Source organism: Streptomyces microflavus (genome assembly GCF_014650075.1).
GTDB classification, from domain to species: domain Bacteria; phylum Actinomycetota; class Actinomycetes; order Streptomycetales; family Streptomycetaceae; genus Streptomyces; species Streptomyces microflavus.
The window spans coordinates 1,095,879-1,115,111 of sequence record NZ_BMUG01000001.1 but is presented as its reverse complement, the minus strand read 5'-3'; the positions used below and the strand labels follow the sequence as shown (position 1 = coordinate 1,115,111).

General features: G+C 70.7%; 17 protein-coding genes. 1 reads left to right on the top strand and 16 read right to left on the bottom strand.

All coding sequences use genetic code 11. From position 1 onward, the window contains the following. Nucleotides 1-317: 317 nt before the first annotated feature. The 16 genes from IE264_RS04875 to rsmH form a co-directional block, all read right to left on the bottom strand. Complete coding sequence (locus tag IE264_RS04875) at nucleotides 318-1,466, bottom strand: DivIVA domain-containing protein (RefSeq protein WP_032759489.1); 1,149 nt, start codon at nucleotides 1,464-1,466, stop codon at nucleotides 318-320. Nucleotides 1,467-1,515: 49 nt separating this feature from the next. Further along, nucleotides 1,516-1,800, bottom strand: a complete 285-nt coding sequence (locus tag IE264_RS04870) for a YggT family protein (RefSeq protein WP_006123846.1) — start codon at nucleotides 1,798-1,800, stop codon at nucleotides 1,516-1,518. A gap of 90 nt (nucleotides 1,801-1,890) precedes the next feature. Further along, nucleotides 1,891-2,520, bottom strand: coding sequence for a cell division protein SepF (locus IE264_RS04865; RefSeq protein WP_015607990.1), 630 nt, complete (start codon nucleotides 2,518-2,520; stop codon nucleotides 1,891-1,893). Between the two features lie 125 nt (nucleotides 2,521-2,645). Further along, nucleotides 2,646-3,365, bottom strand: a complete 720-nt coding sequence (locus IE264_RS04860) for a YggS family pyridoxal phosphate-dependent enzyme (RefSeq protein ID WP_015607991.1) — start codon at nucleotides 3,363-3,365, stop codon at nucleotides 2,646-2,648. A 6-nt stretch (nucleotides 3,366-3,371) separates the two neighbouring features. After that, nucleotides 3,372-4,112: a peptidoglycan editing factor PgeF gene (gene pgeF, locus IE264_RS04855; RefSeq protein WP_078657587.1), complete on the bottom strand. Its 741-nt coding sequence runs from the start codon at nucleotides 4,110-4,112 to the stop codon at nucleotides 3,372-3,374. Further along, nucleotides 4,109-5,329, bottom strand: coding sequence for a cell division protein FtsZ (gene ftsZ, locus IE264_RS04850; protein WP_015607993.1), 1,221 nt, complete (start codon nucleotides 5,327-5,329; stop codon nucleotides 4,109-4,111). The genes pgeF and ftsZ overlap by 4 nt, the downstream gene beginning before the upstream one ends. Nucleotides 5,330-5,605: 276 nt before the next feature. Continuing rightward, nucleotides 5,606-6,400: a cell division protein FtsQ/DivIB gene (locus IE264_RS04845; RefSeq protein ID WP_032759491.1), complete on the bottom strand. Its 795-nt coding sequence runs from the start codon at nucleotides 6,398-6,400 to the stop codon at nucleotides 5,606-5,608. A gap of 49 nt (nucleotides 6,401-6,449) precedes the next feature. Continuing rightward, nucleotides 6,450-7,544, bottom strand: coding sequence for an undecaprenyldiphospho-muramoylpentapeptide beta-N-acetylglucosaminyltransferase (gene murG / locus IE264_RS04840; protein WP_015607995.1), 1,095 nt, complete (start codon nucleotides 7,542-7,544; stop codon nucleotides 6,450-6,452). A 6-nt stretch (nucleotides 7,545-7,550) separates the two neighbouring features. Next, a complete protein-coding gene (gene ftsW, locus IE264_RS04835) occupies nucleotides 7,551-8,882 on the bottom strand; it encodes a putative lipid II flippase FtsW (RefSeq protein WP_032759492.1) in 1,332 nt (443 codons plus the stop codon). Nucleotides 8,883-8,944: 62 nt separating this feature from the next. Next, nucleotides 8,945-10,387: a UDP-N-acetylmuramoyl-L-alanine--D-glutamate ligase gene (gene murD / locus IE264_RS04830; RefSeq protein WP_180288890.1), complete on the bottom strand. Its 1,443-nt coding sequence runs from the start codon at nucleotides 10,385-10,387 to the stop codon at nucleotides 8,945-8,947. Beyond that, entirely contained in the window at nucleotides 10,369-11,439 is a 1,071-nt protein-coding gene (gene mraY, locus IE264_RS04825; RefSeq protein ID WP_015607998.1) for a phospho-N-acetylmuramoyl-pentapeptide-transferase, read from the bottom strand. Before mraY ends, murD begins: the two co-directional genes overlap by 19 nt. Beyond that, on the bottom strand, nucleotides 11,436-12,857 hold the full coding sequence (locus IE264_RS04820) for a UDP-N-acetylmuramoyl-tripeptide--D-alanyl-D-alanine ligase (RefSeq protein WP_032759494.1): 1,422 nt from the start codon (nucleotides 12,855-12,857) through the stop codon (nucleotides 11,436-11,438). Before IE264_RS04820 ends, mraY begins: the two co-directional genes overlap by 4 nt. A 4-nt stretch (nucleotides 12,858-12,861) precedes the next feature. Then, nucleotides 12,862-14,580, bottom strand: coding sequence for a UDP-N-acetylmuramoyl-L-alanyl-D-glutamate--2,6-diaminopimelate ligase (locus IE264_RS04815; RefSeq protein ID WP_015608000.1), 1,719 nt, complete (start codon nucleotides 14,578-14,580; stop codon nucleotides 12,862-12,864). Nucleotides 14,581-14,619: 39 nt separating this feature from the next. Continuing rightward, nucleotides 14,620-16,602 carry a peptidoglycan D,D-transpeptidase FtsI family protein gene (locus IE264_RS04810; RefSeq protein WP_032759495.1) on the bottom strand — a complete coding sequence of 661 codons (1,983 nt, stop codon included), beginning with the start codon at nucleotides 16,600-16,602 and terminating at the stop codon, nucleotides 14,620-14,622. 4 nt (nucleotides 16,603-16,606) lie between these two features. After that, the gene (gene ftsL, locus IE264_RS04805; protein ID WP_032759496.1) at nucleotides 16,607-17,200 is read right to left on the bottom strand and encodes a cell division protein FtsL; all 594 of its coding nucleotides are present in this window, start codon (nucleotides 17,198-17,200) and stop codon (nucleotides 16,607-16,609) included. Nucleotides 17,201-17,219: 19 nt separating this feature from the next. Beyond that, nucleotides 17,220-18,185, bottom strand: a complete 966-nt coding sequence (gene rsmH, locus IE264_RS04800) for a 16S rRNA (cytosine(1402)-N(4))-methyltransferase RsmH (protein ID WP_032759497.1) — start codon at nucleotides 18,183-18,185, stop codon at nucleotides 17,220-17,222. Between the two features lie 426 nt (nucleotides 18,186-18,611). On the opposite strand from rsmH, the gene IE264_RS04795 reads away from it, so the two are divergent. Continuing rightward, nucleotides 18,612-19,175, top strand: coding sequence for a beta-class carbonic anhydrase (locus IE264_RS04795; protein WP_015608004.1), 564 nt, complete (start codon nucleotides 18,612-18,614; stop codon nucleotides 19,173-19,175). The last annotated feature ends 58 nt before the right edge of the window (nucleotides 19,176-19,233 follow it).

Sequence of the window (19,233 nt, the reverse complement as noted above, 5' to 3'; positions counted from 1 at the left end):
TCCGTACGCCTGAGGGCCCGGCCGGACACGTTCCGGCCGGGCCCTTCGCCGTACCCCTCAGGGGCTCCGCCCCCGAACCCCCGCGCCTCAAACGCCGGCGAGGCTGCTTATAGCCCGTCCGGCGCTTGAGGACGAAAGGGGGCCCGGGGCGCAGCCCCGGTTTCGGGAAGGGGCGGGTAGGGGAACAGCCCGCCGCAGGCGCCCCCACCCGCACCCCCTCACCCCCAGGCGCCCACGCCAAAGGGCCGGGCCCCGGGAAATCCCGGGGCCCGGCCCTCAGCCTGCCGACGGCTACGCGCTCAGCGAGCGCGAACCGCTCAGTTGTCGTCCTCGTCGATCAGAAACCCACGCATCGGCGACGGAGCCTGCTGCATCGGCTGCGGCGCCTGAGGCCGAACCGGCGCCATCGGCTGCGTCATCGCGGGCGACATCTGCTGCTGCCCACCGTAGGACGGCGCACCGCCCATGGACTGACCGCCACCCATCTGCTGGCCACCATGGCCACCGTGGTTGGAGCCACCCATGGAGTGACCCATCGCACCCGCACCGGCCGGAGCCAGCGAGGGCGACGGCGGCAGCGAAGCGGCGGCCGGGGTCCGCGGCGGGGCGAGCGAGTCGTCCGCCTGGGTCTCCAGCTGACGCAGCTGGCTCTCCAGGTAGGACTTCAGCCGCGTGCGGTACTCGCGCTCGAAGCCACGCAGGTCCTCGACCTTGCGCTCCAGCGTCGCGCGGGCCGACTCCAGCGAGCCCATCGCCACGCGGTGCTTCTCCTGCGCGTCCCGCTCCAGGGCGTCGGCCTTGGCGCGCGCGTCGCGCTCCAGGCCCTCGGCACGGCTGCGCGCCTCGCCGACGATCTTGTTGGCCTCGGAACGGGCCTCCGCGATCGCCTGGTCGGCGGTCTGCTGCGCCAGCGAGAGGACACGGGCGGCGCTGTCGCCACCGGGGCCCTGACCCTGCTGCTGCATCTGCGGCTGCTGCATCTGCTGCATCTGCTGCATCTGCTGCTGCTGGGGGTGCTGACCCATGGGGCCGCCCATCGGGCCACCCATGGGACCGCCCTGCATCGGGCCGGGGCCCTGCGGGCCGCCGTGGCCGCCCTGGGGGCCGTGGCCGCTGGGACCGGCAGGCAGCTGCGGGGCGCCACCGGGCAGCTGGGGCGGACCCATCTGCGGGGGCTGCTGCTGCTGCGGCGGTCCGGATATGGCGGCGGGGACGGGTCCAGGCCGGTCCTGCTGCTCCGGGGGCTTGCGCATACCCTGCTGCTGCTGTTGCTGCTGCTGGTTCTGCGCGGCGGCGCGCGTCGCAGCGGCCAGCTTGGCGCGCAGGTCCTCGTTCTCACGGAGCAGACGGGTCAGCTCCGATTCGACCTCGTCGAGAAAGGCATCGACCTCGTCCTCGTCATAGCCTTCTCGGAGGCGGACGGTCGTGAACTGCTTGTTCCGCACGTCCTCGGGGGTCAACGGCATCTCTTCTTCACCTCTACGTAGTCGTCGGCAGTCGGCAAGACCGTATCGCTCACAACCTGACCACAACGCTGATCAGGATGTAGACGATGATCATCAGAACGAAGAAGGACAGGTCGAGTGCCACGCCCCCGAGACGCAGCGGCGGAATGAACCGCCGCAGAAGCTTGAGCGGTGGATCGGTGACAGTGTAGGTGGCCTCAAGTACGACCACCATCGCCTTGCCGGGTTGCCATGAACGTGCGAACTGGAAGACATAGTCCATGACCAGCCGGAAGATCAGCACGATGAGGAAACACATCAGCGCGATATAGACCACATCCAGTGCGACGCCCATGTCCCGCGCTTCCCTCTCCCCTGGCTCTCGTAGCTCCGGCCTCGCGGCCGGCACCGGCCTCTCGGCCGGGTTGTTCCCGGTGTCGTGTTCTCAGCTCTGGTTAAAGAATCCGCCCTCTGCGATGCGGGCCTTGTCCTCCGCCGTGACATCGACGTTAGCAGGCGACAACAGGAACACCTTCTGCGTCACGCGTTCAATGCTGCCATGGAGCCCGAAGACGAGTCCTGCGGCAAAGTCGACAAGTCGCTTCGCGTCCGTATCGTCCATCTCCGTGAGATTCATGATCACCGGAGTGCCCTCACGGAAGTGTTCCCCGATGGTACGGGCCTCGTTGTAGGTCCTGGGGTGGAGCGTGGTGATGCGGTACGGCTCCCGCTCGGACACGACCTTGGGCATGATCACCGGTGCGTTCTTCTCCATGTTCGGGCGTTCAGGTGTGATGGATGCCACGGGGGCGATTCGGGCGGGTCGCCCGCTTTCCGCGGGGAGCTGAACCGGTTCGCGCTGGGCGGGTGGCTGCACCACTCGTACCGGTTCGTCCCTTTCGCGATCGCGCTCGCGCTCGCGTTCCACCTGGTGCGGGGGCTGATGCCGCCGCCGGTCGCGCTCAGGCTCCGGCTCAGGTTCGAATTCGTCATCGGGGTCGAACCCCGGACCGTCGTACCCATCGTCCTCCACGAGGCCGAGGTAGACCGCCATCTTGCGCATCGCGCCGGCCATGCTCCGAGTCCTCCGCTCTGTGGTGGATCGGCATTCGTCACCAAGTGCCCGCGATCCACTGTGGTCTGCCCGTTGTGCTAGGGAATGACCATATTTTCTGCTGTGGTCCGACTTGCTTCGCGACGTTACCCGAGCCCGGGTCGGACTCCGAGTACCGCCGTACCGACGCGTACATGTGTCGCTCCGGCCGCCACCGCGTCCTCCAGGTCCGCACTCATGCCTGCGGAGACCATGTTCGCAGCCGGATGACCGGCGCGCAGGCGGGTGGCCAATTCCATCAGCCGGTCGAAAGCGGCCCGTTGCCTTCCGGCAAACGGTCCGGCCAGCGGCGCCACGGTCATCAGACCGTCGAGCCGCAGACCCTCCGCCGCGTCGACCGCGGCCGCCAACTCCTCGATCCCGTCCGGCGCGACCCCGCCCCGCTCGCCGCGCTCCCCGCTCTCCGCGTCCAGGGCGACCTGGATCAGACAGCCGAGCTCGCGGTCCGCGCGGACCGCGGCGGCCGAGAGGGCCGTGACCAGCTTGGTCCGGTCCACCGACTGAACGACATCGGCATAACTCGTCACAGAACGAACCTTGTTCGTCTGCAGTTGTCCGACAAAGTGCCATGTCAGGGAAAGATCCGCACAAGCGGTGGCTTTCGGTGCCGCGTCCTGGTCACGATTCTCCGCGACATGACGTACTCCCAGTTCGTGCAGGATCCGCACATCGCTCGCGGGATAGGTCTTGGTGACCACGATCAGGGTCACTTCCTCGCGCTTGCGGCCGGCCGCGGTGCAGGCGGATGTGATCCTTTCCTCCACCTGTGCCAGATTCGCCGCGAGTTGTGCCTTACGGTCCGTCATGCCCTATCAGTCCAACCAGACATATCCGGCGAGCCGCCCGGTGGTGCGGTCGCGGCGGTACGAGAAGTGGTCGCCCGATTCACGGGTGCAGACCGGCGAACGGTGCAGGTCGCTCACCCCGAGGGCGGCGAGCTGGGCGTGGACTCCACCGGTGACGTCGACCGCCGGGGTCCCCCAGCTCGTCTCGGACCAGGTGCCGGGGACGGCCTCGGCGACCTCGGCCCGCATCTCCTCGGGCACTTCGTAGCACCGTCCGCAGACGGCCGGTCCGGTGTGCGCGGTGATCCGGGACGGGCGTGCGCCCAGCGCGGTCATGGCCTCGACCACCGCGGGGACGACTCCGGCGACCAGCCCCGGCCGCCCGGCGTGCGCCGCCCCGACGACTCCGGCGACCGGGTCGACGAGGAGGACGGGGGTGCAGTCGGCGGTGAGGACCGCGAGTGCCAGTCCGCGCCGGGTGGTCACCACCGCGTCCACGGCCGGAATCTCCGCCTCCGCCCCCCAGGGTCCGTCGACCACCGCCACGTCCCGGCCGTGCACCTGGTTCATCCAGACGACGGAGGCCGGGTCGAGGCCGAGCCGGCGGGCCGCGCGCTCGCGGTTCGCGCCGACGGCGGCGGGGTCGTCACCGACCGCGCCGCCGAGGTTGAGCTCACCGTACGGAGCGGCGCTCACCCCGCCCCACCGGTCGGTGAAGGCGAAATGAGCGCTGCCCGTGACGGGTGCCGTCCGATCCTGACCTATCACTTCAAGAAGTCCGGTACGTCCAGCTCTTCGGCCTGGGTGTCCTGGTAGGGACGGGCCGGCGGGACGTGCGGCGGAGAGACCTGCGACAGCGGGCTCTCGCTCGAAGCCGACGCGGGGGCGGGCTCGGCCGGGGCCGGGCTCTCCTCGCGCGGAGGTACGGAGCCCAGTCCGCCCGACGGGCGCGCGGACTCGGTGGACCTGGCCGGGGCGGCCGGCTCCTCCCGCTTGTTCGTGTTCGCGCCGAGGACGTTCTCCCGGCGGGTCGGCGGCTGTCCGCCGTCGAACCCGGCCGCGATCACGGTGACCCGCACCTCGTCACCGAGGGCGTCGTCGATGACGGCGCCGAAGATGATGTTGGCCTCGGGGTGCGCCGCCTCGCTCACCAGCTGGGCGGCCTCGTTGATCTCGAAGAGACCGAGGTCGCTGCCGCCGGAGATGGAGAGCAGGACACCGCGGGCGCCGTCGATGGACGCCTCCAGGAGCGGCGAGGAGATCGCCATCTCCGCCGCCGCCACCGCGCGGTCGTCGCCGCGTGCGGAGCCGATGCCCATGAGCGCCGATCCGGCCTCGGACATGACCGACTTGACGTCGGCGAAGTCGAGGTTGATCAGGCCCGGTGTGGTGATCAGGTCGGTGATGCCCTGGACGCCCGAGAGCAGTACCTGGTCGGCCGACTTGAAGGCGTCGAGGACGCTGACCTGGCGGTCCGAGATGGACAGCAGGCGGTCGTTGGGGATGACGATGAGGGTGTCGACCTCTTCGCGGAGTTCGGCGATGCCGTCCTCCGCCTGGTTCGCGCGTCGTCGGCCCTCGAAGGTGAACGGGCGGGTGACCACACCGATCGTCAGGGCGCCGAGCGAGCGCGCGATGTTGGCGACGACGGGTGCGCCGCCGGTGCCGGTGCCGCCGCCTTCTCCGGCGGTGACGAAGACCATGTCGGCCCCCTTGAGGACCTCCTCGATCTCCTCACGGTGGTCCTCTGCCGCCTTACGACCGACGGCCGGGTTCGCCCCGGCGCCGAGGCCCCGGGTGAGTTCGCGGCCGACGTCGAGCTTGACGTCGGCGTCGCTCATCAACAGGGCTTGTGCGTCCGTGTTGATCGCGATGAACTCGACGCCCTTGAGACCGACCTCGATCATTCGGTTGATGGCATTGACACCACCGCCGCCGACACCGATGACCTTGATGACTGCGAGGTAGTTCTGCGGTGCTGCCACGTCGAAGGCCTCTCGCCTCGAGTTACGTGTCGTCGCTCTGCGGAGGACCCGCGGCGACGACTGATGTCGATGGGGACGGTCCGAACGCCGACCCAAACCCTAACGTTCAACTTTAGGGTTACCAGTGTGTCTGCTTCCTGGACTCTTCCGAACAGGACACTAAGTCGACAAGTGGCGCACGTTCAACGAACACGCCGAACCTCCCGTTTTTCTTTTCACCCTATGTGATCACCCGTAGCGCTGACCAACCAGGGTGCTGGCCAGCACAAATGCACGTCAACTCGCTGATACCGCAGGGGCGGTGGGGGCACTCACGTCGAAGTGTCCCGCTTTGGGGGCCGCCTTCATGAGAGCGGTGAGCACCCGCGCCTTCACGGCCCCGTCCTCACTACTGCCCCAGGTCACCACACGATCACGGGTGAGCCGCAACGAGATCCCGTCGTACGAGGTGACCCGTACGGCCTCGGTGTCCCCGGCGACGCCCGTGGGCAGTTCACCCGCGACCTGTACCGCTTCCTGCAACAGACGGTCACTGCCGAACCGGCGCAGACTCGCGGACCGGGCCGGCTTCAGCTCCAGCAGCGGTACGCCCTCGGGCGCCCGGTCCACCGTGGCGAAGCGGACACCCGATCCGTCCACCTCGATGAACTTCGCACCCTTTTCGACCAGCAGGACCGGCTTGCGTTCGGTCACCTTAAGGCCGATGCCGTGCGGCCAGGACCGTACGACATCCACCGAGTCGATACGAGGCAGCTTCTGGCGCAACCTGGCTTCCATGGCACCGGTGTCCACCGAGATCAGGGGGGCGCCGAGCGGCACCGCGGCAACCGCTTCCACCTCTGCACGGGTCAGCACCTCGACACCGCTGGTGGAGACGCGCTCGACCCGGAGCCAGGAGGAGCCGTAGAGCACCCAGACGGCGAACGCGGTGAGCAGGGCCGCCGCCACGCCGATCAGGATCAGGAGCGTACGGCGGCCGATGCGGCGCTCCTCGGGGCCGATGTGCGGCGGGCGGGCGGAGGTGTCCGCACGCCCCGCTGGGCCGCGCTGGGCGGTCGTCGGTCCGGCCACGCTCGCTCCTTCGCCGGACCCGGGGCGCCCGCCCCGGGTCCGCACCGCCTCACGCCTGGCGGCGGGAGGCAATCGCTTCGTACACCATGCCGACGAGCAGGTCGTCGGCGTCGCGCCGGCCGAACTCCGCGGCGGCACGGGACATTTCGTACAGCCGGTGGGGGTCCGACAGCACCGGCAGGACGTTGCCCTGCACCCACTCCGGGGTCAGCGCCGCGTCGTCCACCAGCAGGCCGCCGCCGGCGTTGACCACCGGCTGGGCGTTGAGCCGCTGTTCGCCGTTGCCGATGGGCAGCGGGACGTAGGCGGCGGGAAGCCCGACGGCGGAGAGTTCGGCGACGGTCATCGCGCCCGCGCGGCAGAGCATCATGTCGGCCGCGGCGTACGCGAGGTCCATCCGGTCCACGTACGGTACCGGGATGTAGGGCGGCATCCCGGGCATGTTGTCGATCCGCGGCAATTCGTTCTTCGGGCCGACCACATGGAGGATCTGGATCCCGGAGCGCTGGAGCAGCGGCGCGACCCGCTGGACCACCTCGTTGAGGTGACGTGCGCCCTGCGAGCCGCCGGAGACCAGCAGCGTGGGCAGGTTGGGGTCGAGGCCGAAGGAGGCGCGGGCCTCCGGGCGGACCCGGGCGCGGTCCAGGGTGGCGATGGTGCGGCGCAGCGGGATGCCGATGTAGCGGGCGCCGCGCAGCTTGCTGTCCGGCGTGGAGACGGCGACCCCGTGGGCGTACCGCGAGCCGATCTTGTTGGCGAGGCCGGGGCGGGCGTTGGCCTCGTGGACGACGATGGGGACGCCGACGCGCTTGGCGGCGAGGTAGCCGGGCAGCGCGACGTAACCGCCGAAGCCGACCACGCAGTCCGCCTTGGTGCGCTCCAGGATCTGCTCGGCGGCCTTGATGGTGCCGCGCAGCCGGCCCGGGACGGTGATCAGCTCGGGGGTGGGCTTACGGGGCAGCGGTACGGCAGGGATGAGGGCGAGCTCGTACCCCCGCTCGGGTACGAGCCTGGTCTCCAGGCCGCGTTCCGTGCCGAGGGCAGTGATTCCCACGGTCGGGTCCTGCCTGCGCAGGGCGTCTGCGAGGGCAAGCGCGGGCTCGATGTGTCCGGCGGTCCCCCCGCCGGCGAGTACGACATGCACCGAAATTCACCGCTCTCCGGACGGACGCTTCTTGACGCGCCGTCTCATCGTCTTCCATCTCACCCCGGGCCTCCGCATGGCCAGGGCCGCCTTCGCGGCGGGATCGTCCCGCGCGAAGGCGATCATCAGCCCGACCGCGAACATCGTCGGCAGCAGGGCGGACCCTCCGTAGGAGAACAGCGGGAGCGGGACACCGGCGATCGGCAACAGGCCGAGCACCGCACCGATGTTGATCACGGCCTGGGCCATGATCCAGGTGGTCACGCCTCCCGCGGCATACCTGACGAAGGGGTCCTCCGTGCGTCCGGCCACGCGGATACCCGCATAGCCTAGAGCCGCGAACAGGGCGAGCACGGACAGCGTCCCCGCCAACCCCAGTTCCTCACCGGTGATCGCGAAGATGAAGTCGGTGTGGGGTTCCGGGAGTTGACCCCATTTTTCCACACTCGCACCGAGCCCGGAACCGAACCATCCGCCGGAGGCCAGCGCGTAGATTCCGTGGGCTGCCTGCCAGCAGCCGTCGTCCGGGTCGGGTTCGCCGAGCACGCCCATGCAGGAGAGCCGGGACATCCGGTTGGGGCTGGTCCAGACCAGGACGAAGGCGATGGCGGCGGCGAATCCGAGCACCCCGGCGAAGAGCCGGGTGGGGGCGCCGGCCAGCCAGAGCAGGCCGAACAGGATCGCCGTGAGGATGATCGCGGTCCCCATGTCGCCGCCCAGCATGATCAGCCCGAGCAGCATGAAGGCGACCGGGACCAGCGGTACGAGCATGTGCTTCCACTGCGTCAGCAACCGCTTGTCCTGCTTGCGGGCGAGGAGGTCGGCTCCCCACAGGATCAGTGCGAGCTTGCCGAACTCGCTGGGCTGGATCTGGAACGGGCCGCCCAGGTAGAGCCAGTTCTGGTTGCCGTTGACCGACATCCCTATCCCCGGCACCTGGACCAGGACCATCAGGAAGACCGTGACCATGAGCATCGGGTAGGCCAGGGCGCGGTGGAGCTTCACCGGCATCCGGGAGGCGATCAGCATGAGCGCGCCCCCGATGACGGCGGCGACGAACTGCTTCCCGAAGAAGTACGTCGACGACTTGTCGATGCTCAGCGCCTTGATCATCGAGGCGGAGTAGACCATCACCAGGCCCAGCACCGTGATCAGGAGGCTGGAGCCGAGGATCACGTAGTAGGCGGTCAGGGGGCGGTCCCAGGCCCGGCGTGCCTGCTCGTAGAGGCGCCGTACGCCACCGCCGCGCGGGGTGCGGGGGGCGGAGGGGCCGCGCCCGGCACCACGGGGTGGTGCCGGGCGCCGACTGCGTACGGCGGAGCTCTTCTCGGCCGGCATTGTCGCTGTCCCCTCCACTGCTCGTGCCCGGGGGCCCGGCCCCGGCGCGGAGGCCCGGTCGGTCAGGCGCTCTCTTCGGCGCGTGCGCGGACCGCGTCCGCGAACGCCTCGCCCCGCTTGATGTAGTTGGTGAACATGTCCATCGAGGCACAGGCCGGGGCCAGCAGTACCGTATCGCCCGGCTGCGCGAGGCGGGCGGCGTGTTCGACGGCCTCGGACATCGCCCCAGTGTCGGTCCGGTCGAGGTCGACCACCGGGACTTCGGGGGCGTGTCGCGTCAGGGCTTCGTGGATCAGCGCGCGGTCGGCGCCCATCAGAACGACGCCGCGCAGCCGCTTCGCCGCGCCGGTGACCAGCTCGTCGAAGGTGGCGCCCTTGGCCAGCCCGCCCGCGATCCAGACGATGGAGTCGTAGGCGGCCAGGGAGGCCTCGGTGGCGTGGGTGTTGGTGGCCTTGGAGTCGTCGACGTACGCGACTCCGTCGATGTCCGCGACGTGTTCGATGCGGTGGGCGTCGGGGCGGAAGTTGCGCAGCCCGTCGCGGACGGCGGCCGGTTCCACGCCGAACGCGCGGGCTAGGGCGGCGGCGGCGAGGGCGTTGGCGATGTTGTGCGGGGCCGGCGGGTTGACGTCGGAGACCTCGGCCAGCTCCTGGGCCTGCTTCTGCCGGTTCTTCACGAAGGCCCGGTCGACGAGGATGCCGTCGACCACGCCGAGCTGCGAGGGGCCGGGGGCACCGAGGGTGAAGCCGATGGCGCGGCAGCCCTCCTCGACGTCGGCCTCGCGGACCAGCTCCTCGGTGGCCGGGTCGGCCGCGTTGTAGACACAGGCGACCGTGTTGCCCTCGTAGACCCGGCCCTTGTCGGCGGCGTACGCCTCCATCGAGCCGTGCCAGTCGAGGTGGTCGGGGGCCAGGTTGAGGACGGCGGCGGAGTGGGCGCGCAGGGAGGGCGCCCAGTGCAGCTGGTAGCTGGAGAGCTCGACGGCGAGGACGTCGTACTCCGTCTCGCCGAGCACCGCGTCCAGCAGCGATACGCCGATGTTGCCGACCGCCGCGGTGCGCAGCCCCGCCGCCTGAAGGATCGAGGCCAGCATCCGTACGGTGGTGGTCTTGCCGTTGGTGCCGGTGACGGCGAGCCAGGGGGCGGCCTTGCGGCCGTTCGTCCCCCGCAGCCGCCAGGCGAGTTCGACGTCGCCCCAGATGTCGACGCCCGCCTCGGCGGCAGCCAGGAAGAGCGGCTTGTCCGGCTGCCAGCCGGGGGCGGTGACGACGAGTTCCGTGGACGGCGGCAGGGTGGCACCGTCGCCGAGGCGCACGGTGATGCCGAGCGCCTCCAGTTCGGCCGCCTGCGCGCGGGCGCGCTCGTCGTCGCCGTCGTTCACGACGGTGACGAGCGCGCCGCGCTCGTGCAGGGCACGGGCCGCGGGGATGCCGCTGACGCCGAGTCCGGCGACGGTGACGTGCTTGCCCTGCCAGTCCGCGGTGCTCACTTCTTGGCTGCCCATCCTGCGTAGAAGAGGCCGAGGCCGACGATCACGCACATGCCCTGGATGATCCAGAAGCGGACCACGACAAGGACTTCGGACCACCCCTTGAGTTCGAAGTGGTGCTGGAGCGGTGCCATCCGGAAGACCCGCTTGCCGGTCATCTTGAACGAACCGACCTGGATGACCACGGACATGGTGATCATTACGAAGAGGCCGCCGAGGATGGCCATCAGGAACTCGGTGCGGGAGCAGATCGCGAGGCCCGCGAGCGCGCCGCCGAGGGCGAGCGAGCCGGTGTCACCCATGAAGATCTTGGCGGGCGAGGTGTTCCACCACAGGAAGCCGAAGCAGGCGCCCATCAGGGCGGAGGCGACGACGGCGAGGTCGAGTGGGTCGCGTACCTCGAAACAGGCGCTGGGGTTGGTCAGGGTGAGCGCGTTGGCGCAGGACTCCTGGAACTGCCACAGGCCGATGAAGGTGTAGGCGCCGAAGACCATCACCGAGGCGCCGGTGGCCAGTCCGTCGAGGCCGTCCGTGAGGTTCACGCCGTTGGACATGGCGAGGATCATGAACAGCGCCCAGACGCAGAACAGCACCGGGCCGATCGACCAGCCGAAGTCCTCGACGAACGAGAGCCGGGTGGAGGCCGGGGTGTAGCCGTTGGAGTTGGGGAACTGGAGCGCGAGCACCGCGAAGGCGATGCCGACGATCAGCTGGCCGGCCATCTTCGCCTTGGCCCGCAGACCCAGCGAACGCTGCTTGACGATCTTGATGTAGTCGTCGAGGAAGCCGACGAGGCCCATCCCGGTCATCAGGAACAGCACGAGGACGCCGGAGTACCGGATGTCCTCGCCGGTGATCACCTTCGCGAGGAGGTACGCGATGATCGTCGCCAGGATGAAGGCGATGCCGCCCATCGTGGGCGTGCCCTTCTTGCTGCCGTGCGTGCGCGGGCCGTCGTCCCGGATGAACTGCCCGTATCCCTTGCGGGCCAGCAGCTTGATCAGCAGCGGGGTCCCGACCAGGGTCAGAAAGAGCCCGATGGCCCCCGCGAAGAGGATCTGCCTCATCGGCCGGCGACCTCGCCCTCGGTCGAGTTCTCCAGCAGTGCCTGGGCGACCTTCTCCAGGCCGACCGACCGGGACGCCTTCACCAGCACGACGTCTCCCGGGCGCAGTTCACTGCGCAACAGGTCGACGGCCGCCTGTGCGTCGGACACGTGCACCGACTCCTCACCCCACGAACCCTCGTTATATGCGCCCAGTTGCAGCCAGGAGGCTTCTCTCCCCCCGACAGCGACGAGCTTGCTGACGTTGAGCCGGACGGCGAGCCGTCCGACCGCGTCGTGCTCGGCGAGCGACGCGTCACCGAGCTCGGCCATCTGACCGAGCACCGCCCAGGTGCGCCCCCCGTCGGCCCGTCGGGCCTGCCCCATGGCAGCCAGCGCACGCAGTGCGGCTCTCATGGATTCGGGGTTCGCGTTGTAGGCGTCATTGACGACCGTCACACCGTCCGGACGCTCGGTGACCTCCATGCGCCAGCGGGAGAGGGTGCCCGCCTCCGAGAGCGCCTCGGCGATCTCGGTCACGGACATGCCCAACTCATGGGCGACGGCGGCCGCGGCGAGCGCGTTCGACACGTGGTGCTCACCGTACAGGCGCATGGTCACGTCGCTGCACCCGGTGGGTGTGTGGAGCTCGAACGCGGGCCGCCCGTCGGGGGTCATCCGGACCTTCTCGCCCCGTACGTCCGCATCCGGGGCTTCTCCGAAGAGCAGAACCCGGGCCCTGGTGCGCGAAGCCATCGCGCGTACGAGTGGGTCGTCGGCGTTGAGCACGGCGCAGCCGTCCTCGGGGAGCACCTCGACCAGTTCACCCTTGGCCTGCGCGATCGCCTCCCGGCTGCCGAACTCCCCGAGGTGGGCGGAGCCGACGTTGAGGACCAGGCCGATGCGGGGCGGGGTGAGGTCGGCGAGGTAGTGGATGTGCCCGATGCCGCGGGCGCCCATCTCCAGGACCAGGTGCTGGGTCTCGGAGGTGGCCCGCAGGGCGGTGAGCGGCAGCCCGATCTCGTTGTTGAGGGAGCCCGGCGTCCAGACCGTGGGTGCCTTGCGCTGCAGGAGCTGCGCGATCAGGTCCTTGGTGGACGTCTTGCCCGCGGAGCCGGTGAGCGCGACGACGGTGGTGCCGAGGCGTTCGACGGCGGTACGGGCGAGCGCGCCGAGCGCGCCGACGACGTCGTCCACGACGATCGCCGGAACGCCGACGGGGCGGGCGGCCAGGACGGCGGCCGCGCCCGCCTCGACGGCGCGCTGCGCGTAGTCGTGGCCGTCCACGTGCTCGCCGGCGAACGCGGCGAACAGGCTGCCGGGTCCGGCCTCGCGGGAGTCGATGACGACGGGACCGGTGACGGTGACTGCCGGGTCCGGTATGTCGTGCGGCTGCCCGCCGACGATTTCCGCGATCTCGGCGAGGGAAAGGGTGATCACTTGGTCATCCCTGACTGTTGTTCTCGTGGTGAGGGGCACGGTCCGGGGCGCCGGTGCGCCCCAGGGACCGCTCGATGGCGTCGTGCAGGACCTTGCGGTCGTCGAAGGGGCGTACGACCCCGTGGATGTCCTGGCCCTGCTCGTGGCCCTTGCCCGCGACGAGGACGGTGTCGCCCGGTTCGGCGCGCGCGACGGCGGCGGCGATGGCCGAGGCCCGGTCGGCGTCGACCAGGACGTCGCCGCGTTCGTGGACGGGCACTTCGGCGGCGCCGGAGAGCATCGCGGCGAGGATCGCGAGGGGGTCCTCGGAGCGGGGGTTGTCGGAGGTCAGCACGGCGGTGTCGGAGAGGCGGGCCGCGGCGGCGCCCATCGGGCCGCGTTTGGTGGTGTCGCGGTCGCCGCCGCAGCCGAGGACGATGTGCACCCGGCCCTCGGTGACCTTCTGCAGGGAGCGCAGTACGGACTCGACGGCGTCGGTCTTGTGCGCGTAGTCGACGACGGCGAGGTAGGGCTGTCCGGCGTCCACCCGCTCCAGGCGGCCCGGGACGCCGGGGACGGCCGCGATGCCGTCGGCGGCGGTCTGCGGGTCGACGCCCGCGACGGCCAGGGTGACGATCGCGGCGAGGGTGTTGGCGACGTTGAACGGGCCGGGCAGCGGGGCGCGGGCGGTGATCCGCTCGCCCTTCGGGCCGACGGCGGTGAAGGTGCTGTCCTGCGGTCCGACCTCGACGTCCTCGGCGTGCCAGTCGGCGTCCGGGTGGCCCTCGGCGGAGAAGGTGGTGACCGGGACGCCGGACTCGGTGATGAGCCTGCGGCCGTACTCGTCGTCGAAGTTGACCACGCCGCGGTGGCTGCGCTCGGGGGTGAAGAGCTGGGCCTTGGCCTGGAAGTAGTCCTCCATGCCGGAGTGGAACTCCATGTGCTCCGGGCTGAGGTTGTTGAAGACGGCGACGTCGAAGACACAGGCGTCGACCCGGCCGAGCACGAGGGCGTGGCTGGAGACCTCCATCGCGACGGCCTCGACGCCGCGTTCGCGCATGACCGCGAACAGGGCCTGGAGGTCGGTGGCTTCGGGCGTGGTGCGCTCGGACTTGATGCGCTCGTCGCCGATGCGCATCTCGACGGTGCCGATGAGCCCGGTGGGCCGGCCCGCGGCGCGCAGTCCGCCTTCGACCAGGTACGCGGTGGTGGTCTTGCCGGAGGTTCCGGTGATGCCGATCTGGAGGAGGCCGATGCCGGGCCGCCCGTAGATGTCGGCGGCCAGCTCCCCCATGACGCCGCGGGGATCCTCGGCGACCAGGACCGGCAGCCCGGTGGCGGCGGCGCGTTCGGCGCCCGTCGGGTCGGTGAGGACGGCGACGGCACCGAGGCCCGCGGCCTGGGCGGCGAAGTCGGCGCCGTGGAGGCGGGCGCCGGGCAGGGCCGCGTACAGGTCTCCGGGGCGCACGGCCCGCGAGTCGTGGGTGATGCCGGTGACTTCGCCGTCGCCGGGCGTTCCGACGCCGAGCCGGGCGGCCAGCTCGCCGAGGGGGGTGGGCCGGAGCCGGTCCGGTCGGGGCGCTCCCGGGTAGGTCACAGGCGCGTCCTTCTGGGTGGTTTGGGACTGATCAGCGTGGGGCACGGCGGTGAGCGTACCGGGCCGGTGCGGCGTCTCGCGAAGCGAGGGACCGGGTCCCGGGAAGTTCTCGTTCCGGTTCCCGGGATCGGGGGTGATGGTTGTCACTGAGGGTTCCCTTGGGGGGATGCTCGCGCATCCCCGTGTTCACTCGCCGGGTTTGAAGGACACCGGCAGCCGGGGCGGCTTGCTGCCGGACGGTGGGGTCTGGAGCGTCTTGAGGGCGAACTCCATGACCTGCTTGTAGATCGGGCCGCAGATCTGGCCGCCGAAGTAGCTTCCCTTGGTGGGGTTCTGGATCGCGCAGTAGACGGTGATCTGCGGATTGTCGGCCGGGGCGAACCCGGCGAAGGAGGCGGTGTACCCCTTGTAGACACCGCGGACCGGGTCGACCCGGTTGGCGGTGCCGGTCTTGCCCGCGACCCGGTAGCCGGGGATGGCGGCCTTGGTTCCGGTGCCCTCCTGGTCGTCGACGACGGATTCCAGCATGGTCGCCAGGGTCTTCGCGGTCTTCTCGCTGACCACGCGGTTCTTCTCGGGGGCCTCGGCGGAGGTGAAGCGGCCGTCGGCGCCCTTGGTGCCGCGGACGAGGGTGGGCGCGATCCGGACACCGCCGTTGGCGATGGTGGAGTAGACCGAGGCGGCCTGGACGGCGTTGAGCGAGAGGCCCTGGCCGAACGGGATCGTGTACTGCTGCGAGGTCGACCAGTCCTTGGGGTGGGCCAGGAGGCCGGGCGACTCGCCGGGGTAGCCGAGCCCGGTCTTGGTGCCCAAGCCGAACTTGCGCAGGTAGGAGTAGAGGACCTGGTTGGACTCCGCCTGGGTCCTGCCCAGCTGACCGGTCGCCAGGATGGTGCCGATGTTGCTGGACTTGGCGAGGACCCCGTTGAGCGTGAGGTACCAGGTGGGGTGGTCGATGTCGTCCTTGAAGAGCCGGTCGCCGCGGTGCAGCCGGTTGGGGACGGTGACGTGGGTGCCGGGCGTGGCGGCCTTCTCCTCCAGTACGGCGGCCATGGACATGACCTTGCTGGTGGAGCCGGGCTCGTACACGTCCTGGAGGGCCGCGTTGCCCAGGGACGCCGAGGTGGCCTGGGAGAGGTCGTTGGGGTCGTAGCCCGGCGAGTTGGCCATGGCCAGCAGCTCGCCGGTGCGCGTGTTCTGCACGATGACGTAGCCGCGGTCGGCCTTGGACTTCGCGACCTGGTCGCTGATGGCCTTCTGGGCGGCCCACTGGATGTCGCGGTCGATGGTCAGCTCGATGTCGGAGCCGGGCACGGCCGGGATCTCGCTGCTGCCCGCGGTGGGGACGCGGCGGCCGCCGGCCTGGGCGTAGCGGACCTTGCCGTCCTCGCCCGCGAGCTCCTTGTCCAGCTGCGATTCGAGTCCGCCGCCGCCCTTGCCGTCGGCGCTGACGAATCCCAGTATCCCGGCGGCGAGATCCCCGTTGGGGTAGACCCGCCTGGTGGTCGGCTCCTGGAGGACGCCGGCCAGGACGTTGGCTCCCGCCCCGCCGTTCCGCTTGTCCTCGTCGGCCTTCTCGGCGAAAACGGACTTGAGGTCCTTGATCTGCTTCCAGACCTGGGGGGTCTGCCGGTACGCGAGCACGGTGTAGCGGCTCTTGGGCGCCGAGAGCTTCTTGACGAGCTCGTCGACGTCCTTGCCGAGGATGGGAGCGAGCAGGGCGGCGGCCTGCTGGGGCGCGTCGGGGGCCTTGCTGTCCTCGGGCGTGAACATCTTCGGGTCGGCCGTGATGTTGTGCGCGTCGACGCTGGTGGCGAGCGCGACACCTCTGCGGTCGGTGATCTCCCCGCGCTCGGCCGCGACCTCGTACTCCAGGTAGCGGTTCTTCTCGGCCTTGGCCGCGTACGCGGTGGCGTCGACGGCCTGGACCTGGAGCAGCCGGGCCACGAAGGCCAGCATGACCAGCGTCAGCCCGAGGCTGACGAGCCGCAGCCGGGGGCGTGGGCTGCCCAGGCGCAGGGAGCGGGGCGCGCGCCCGCGTGCGGTGGTGCGTCCCGGGGCGGGGCGGGGGCGGCGGGCCGGGGGGCGCGCGCCGGAGCGGCCGTTCGCCCCGTTACGGGGGCGCGCCGGGCCGGGTACACGGCGGCGCGGCGGTTCCTTGGGCGGCACTGCGTCACCTGCCGGGGGTGGTCGGGGGCGGGGTCGCCGGGGTGTTCTCCGGGGCGGGGGCGGGGGCGTCTTCGGACTCGGGTTCCGCGGCTGCGCCCGGTGAGGGGGTCGCGGTGCCGGACGGCGTGGCCGGGGGGACGCCGGCGCCTGCCTCGTCGGCCTGTGCGCCGTCCTCGGGCGTCGGCTCGGGGCTCGGGGTGGGGGTGGGGCTGGGCGACGGCGGCGGGGCGGTGGCCTTCGTGGGGACTCCGCGGACCGTGCCGTCCGGGTCGAGGAAGGCGGGGCTGCCGCCGGGGACCATGCCGAGTTCCCGGGCGCGGCGCTCCAGGGCGCCGGGCTGGGAGTAGCTGTCGACGTCGCGCTGGAGTGCCTGCTGCTCGTCGGTGAGCTCGGTGGTGTCCCGCTTGAGCTCGCTGAGCCTGAACGATCCTTCGTTGAGCGCCGAGTTCAGCAGGAGCAGGGTGATGAGCCCGCCGCCCAGGAGGAGCACGACCAGCAGCACGAAGGGCGTGCGGGCCGCGCTGCTGGGTGACGCGGACGGCATCAGCCGGGCGAGCCGTCCGGCCCGCCCCTTCAGCGGTGCGCCCGCCCTGCTCACCGCGTGCCCCCCGTGGTGGTCATCGCTCTTCCTCCCGGATGCGCTGGGCGCCGCGGAGCCGGGCGGGGGCGGCACGCCGGTTCTCGGCGATCTCGTCCTCGGTGGGCAGTTCGGCGCCCCGGGTGAGCAGCTTGAGGCGCGGCTGGTAGCGCTCGGGGACGACGGGCAGGCCGGGGGGCGCGGTGTTGGCGGCGCCGGCCGCGAAGACCTGCTTGACCAGCCGGTCCTCCAGCGAGTGGTAGGCGAGGACGGCGATCCGGCCGCCGACCGCGAGGCTCCCGACGGCCGCCGGGATGGCCTGCTCCAGGACGCTGAGCTCGCCGTTGACCTCGATGCGCAGGGCCTGGAAGGTCCGCTTGGCCGGGTTGCCGCCGGTGCGCTTGGCGGCCTGCGGCAGCGCGTCGCGGATCAGCTCGACGAGCCGGGCACTGTTGCTGAACGGCTCCTTCTCGCGTTCGCGCACGACGGCCGAGACGATCCGCTTGGCCTGCTTCTCCTCGCCGTACGCGCGCAGGATCCGCACGAGCTCGCCGGGCGGGTAGGTGTTGAGCACCTCTGCCGCGCCGATGCCGGTGGACTGGTCCATGCGCATGTCGAGCGGGGCGTCCTGGGCGTACGCGAAGCCGCGGTCGGCCTCGTCGAGCTGCATGGAGGAGACGCCGAGGTCGAAGAGGATGCCCTGGACCTTGGGGAGGCGGAGCCGGGCGAGGACGTCGGGGAGCTCGTCATAGACGGCGTGGACGAGGGTGGCGCGGTCGCCGTAGGGGGCGAGCCGCTCTCCGGAGAGCCGCAGGGCCTCCTTGTCGCGGTCCAGGGCGATCAGCCGGGCGGTGGGGAAGGCCTCCAGCAGGGCCTCGCTGTGGCCGCCGAGGCCGAGGGTGCAGTCGACGACCACGGGCTCGGGGTGGGCCGGGTCCTGGAGAGCCGGGGCCAACAGGTCCAGACACCTCTGGAGCATCACCGGGACGTGTCGGGTCTGGCTCAATGCGCCCTCTCAGGCTCTGTCCCGCGCGGCCGGTACGTACGTCCTGGTCCCCGCCCGCTCTGAAGGGGAGGTCCGCCGGCGCCGGGGAAGGGGCGCCGGCCGACCGAGAGCGGGAGAGGGCCGGGCCGCACGTACGCCGCACATCACGGGGGAAATACGGAATATGCAGGAGGTGCAGGGTGTGCGGAGTGGGGTGGTGCGGGTTCAGGGTGGTGACTTCGCGTTACTTTAGTCCACCCTGCCATTCGATCGATTCGCGATCAACGAACCGGGCAGCGAGTCGTGCCACCCGTCCGGAAGCGGCGACCTCACCCGAACGGGCGCGTTCACTGGTGCTTGTGGGTTAGCTCACAACAAGCCGTGTTGACGTTCTTTGTCCGCTCTCACAGCACACCCGGGCCAGGTGGGAAGGCTAACGTCGTAACCATGTCGACTTCTGCTCACTCCCCCGCCAAGTCCGTGACGCCCACCGCCGCGGCGGTCCGTGAGGGGGGCCAGGTCACCGATCAGCTGGTCGAGGCGAACTCCACGTACGCCGAGGACTTCCGCGATCCCGGCATGGACGCCCGACCGGTCCTCCAGGTAGCCATCGTCGCCTGCATGGACGCCCGGCTCGACCTGCACGCGGCGCTGGGTCTCGAACTCGGCGACTGCCACACCATCCGCAACGCGGGCGGCGTCGTCACCGACGACGTGATCCGCTCGCTCACCATCAGCCAGCGGGCGCTCGGCACCCGCAGCATCGTCCTCATCCACCACACGGGCTGCGGTCTCGAATCCATCACCGAGGAGTTCCGGCAGGAGCTGGAGCGCGAGGTCGGCCAGCGGCCGGTCTGGGCGGTGGAGGCCTACACGGACGCCGACCAGGACGTACGTCAGTCGATGCAGCGGGTGCGGACCTCACCGTTCCTCCTGCACACCGACGACGTGCGCGGTTTCGTCTTCGACGTGACCACCGGTCTGCTCCGCGAGATCCAGCCCGCCTCCTGACCTTCCGCCGCCCGGCCCACCCGGCCCACCCGGCGAAACACGGCAGAGGCTGACAAAT

Coding starts and splice junctions, on each gene's coding strand:
- IE264_RS04875 (WP_032759489.1), bottom strand. CDS start 1,466: ATGCCGTTGACCCCCGAGGACGTGCGGAACAAGCAGTTCACGACCGTC.
- IE264_RS04870 (WP_006123846.1), bottom strand. CDS start 1,800: ATGGGCGTCGCACTGGATGTGGTCTATATCGCGCTGATGTGTTTCCTC.
- IE264_RS04865 (WP_015607990.1), bottom strand. CDS start 2,520: ATGGCCGGCGCGATGCGCAAGATGGCGGTCTACCTCGGCCTCGTGGAG.
- IE264_RS04860 (WP_015607991.1), bottom strand. CDS start 3,365: ATGACGGACCGTAAGGCACAACTCGCGGCGAATCTGGCACAGGTGGAG.
- ftsW (WP_032759492.1), bottom strand. CDS start 8,882: ATGCCGGCCGAGAAGAGCTCCGCCGTACGCAGTCGGCGCCCGGCACCA.
- murD (WP_180288890.1), bottom strand. CDS start 10,387: ATGGGCAGCCAAGAAGTGAGCACCGCGGACTGGCAGGGCAAGCACGTC.
- mraY (WP_015607998.1), bottom strand. CDS start 11,439: ATGAGGCAGATCCTCTTCGCGGGGGCCATCGGGCTCTTTCTGACCCTG.
- IE264_RS04795 (WP_015608004.1), top strand. CDS start 18,612: ATGTCGACTTCTGCTCACTCCCCCGCCAAGTCCGTGACGCCCACCGCC.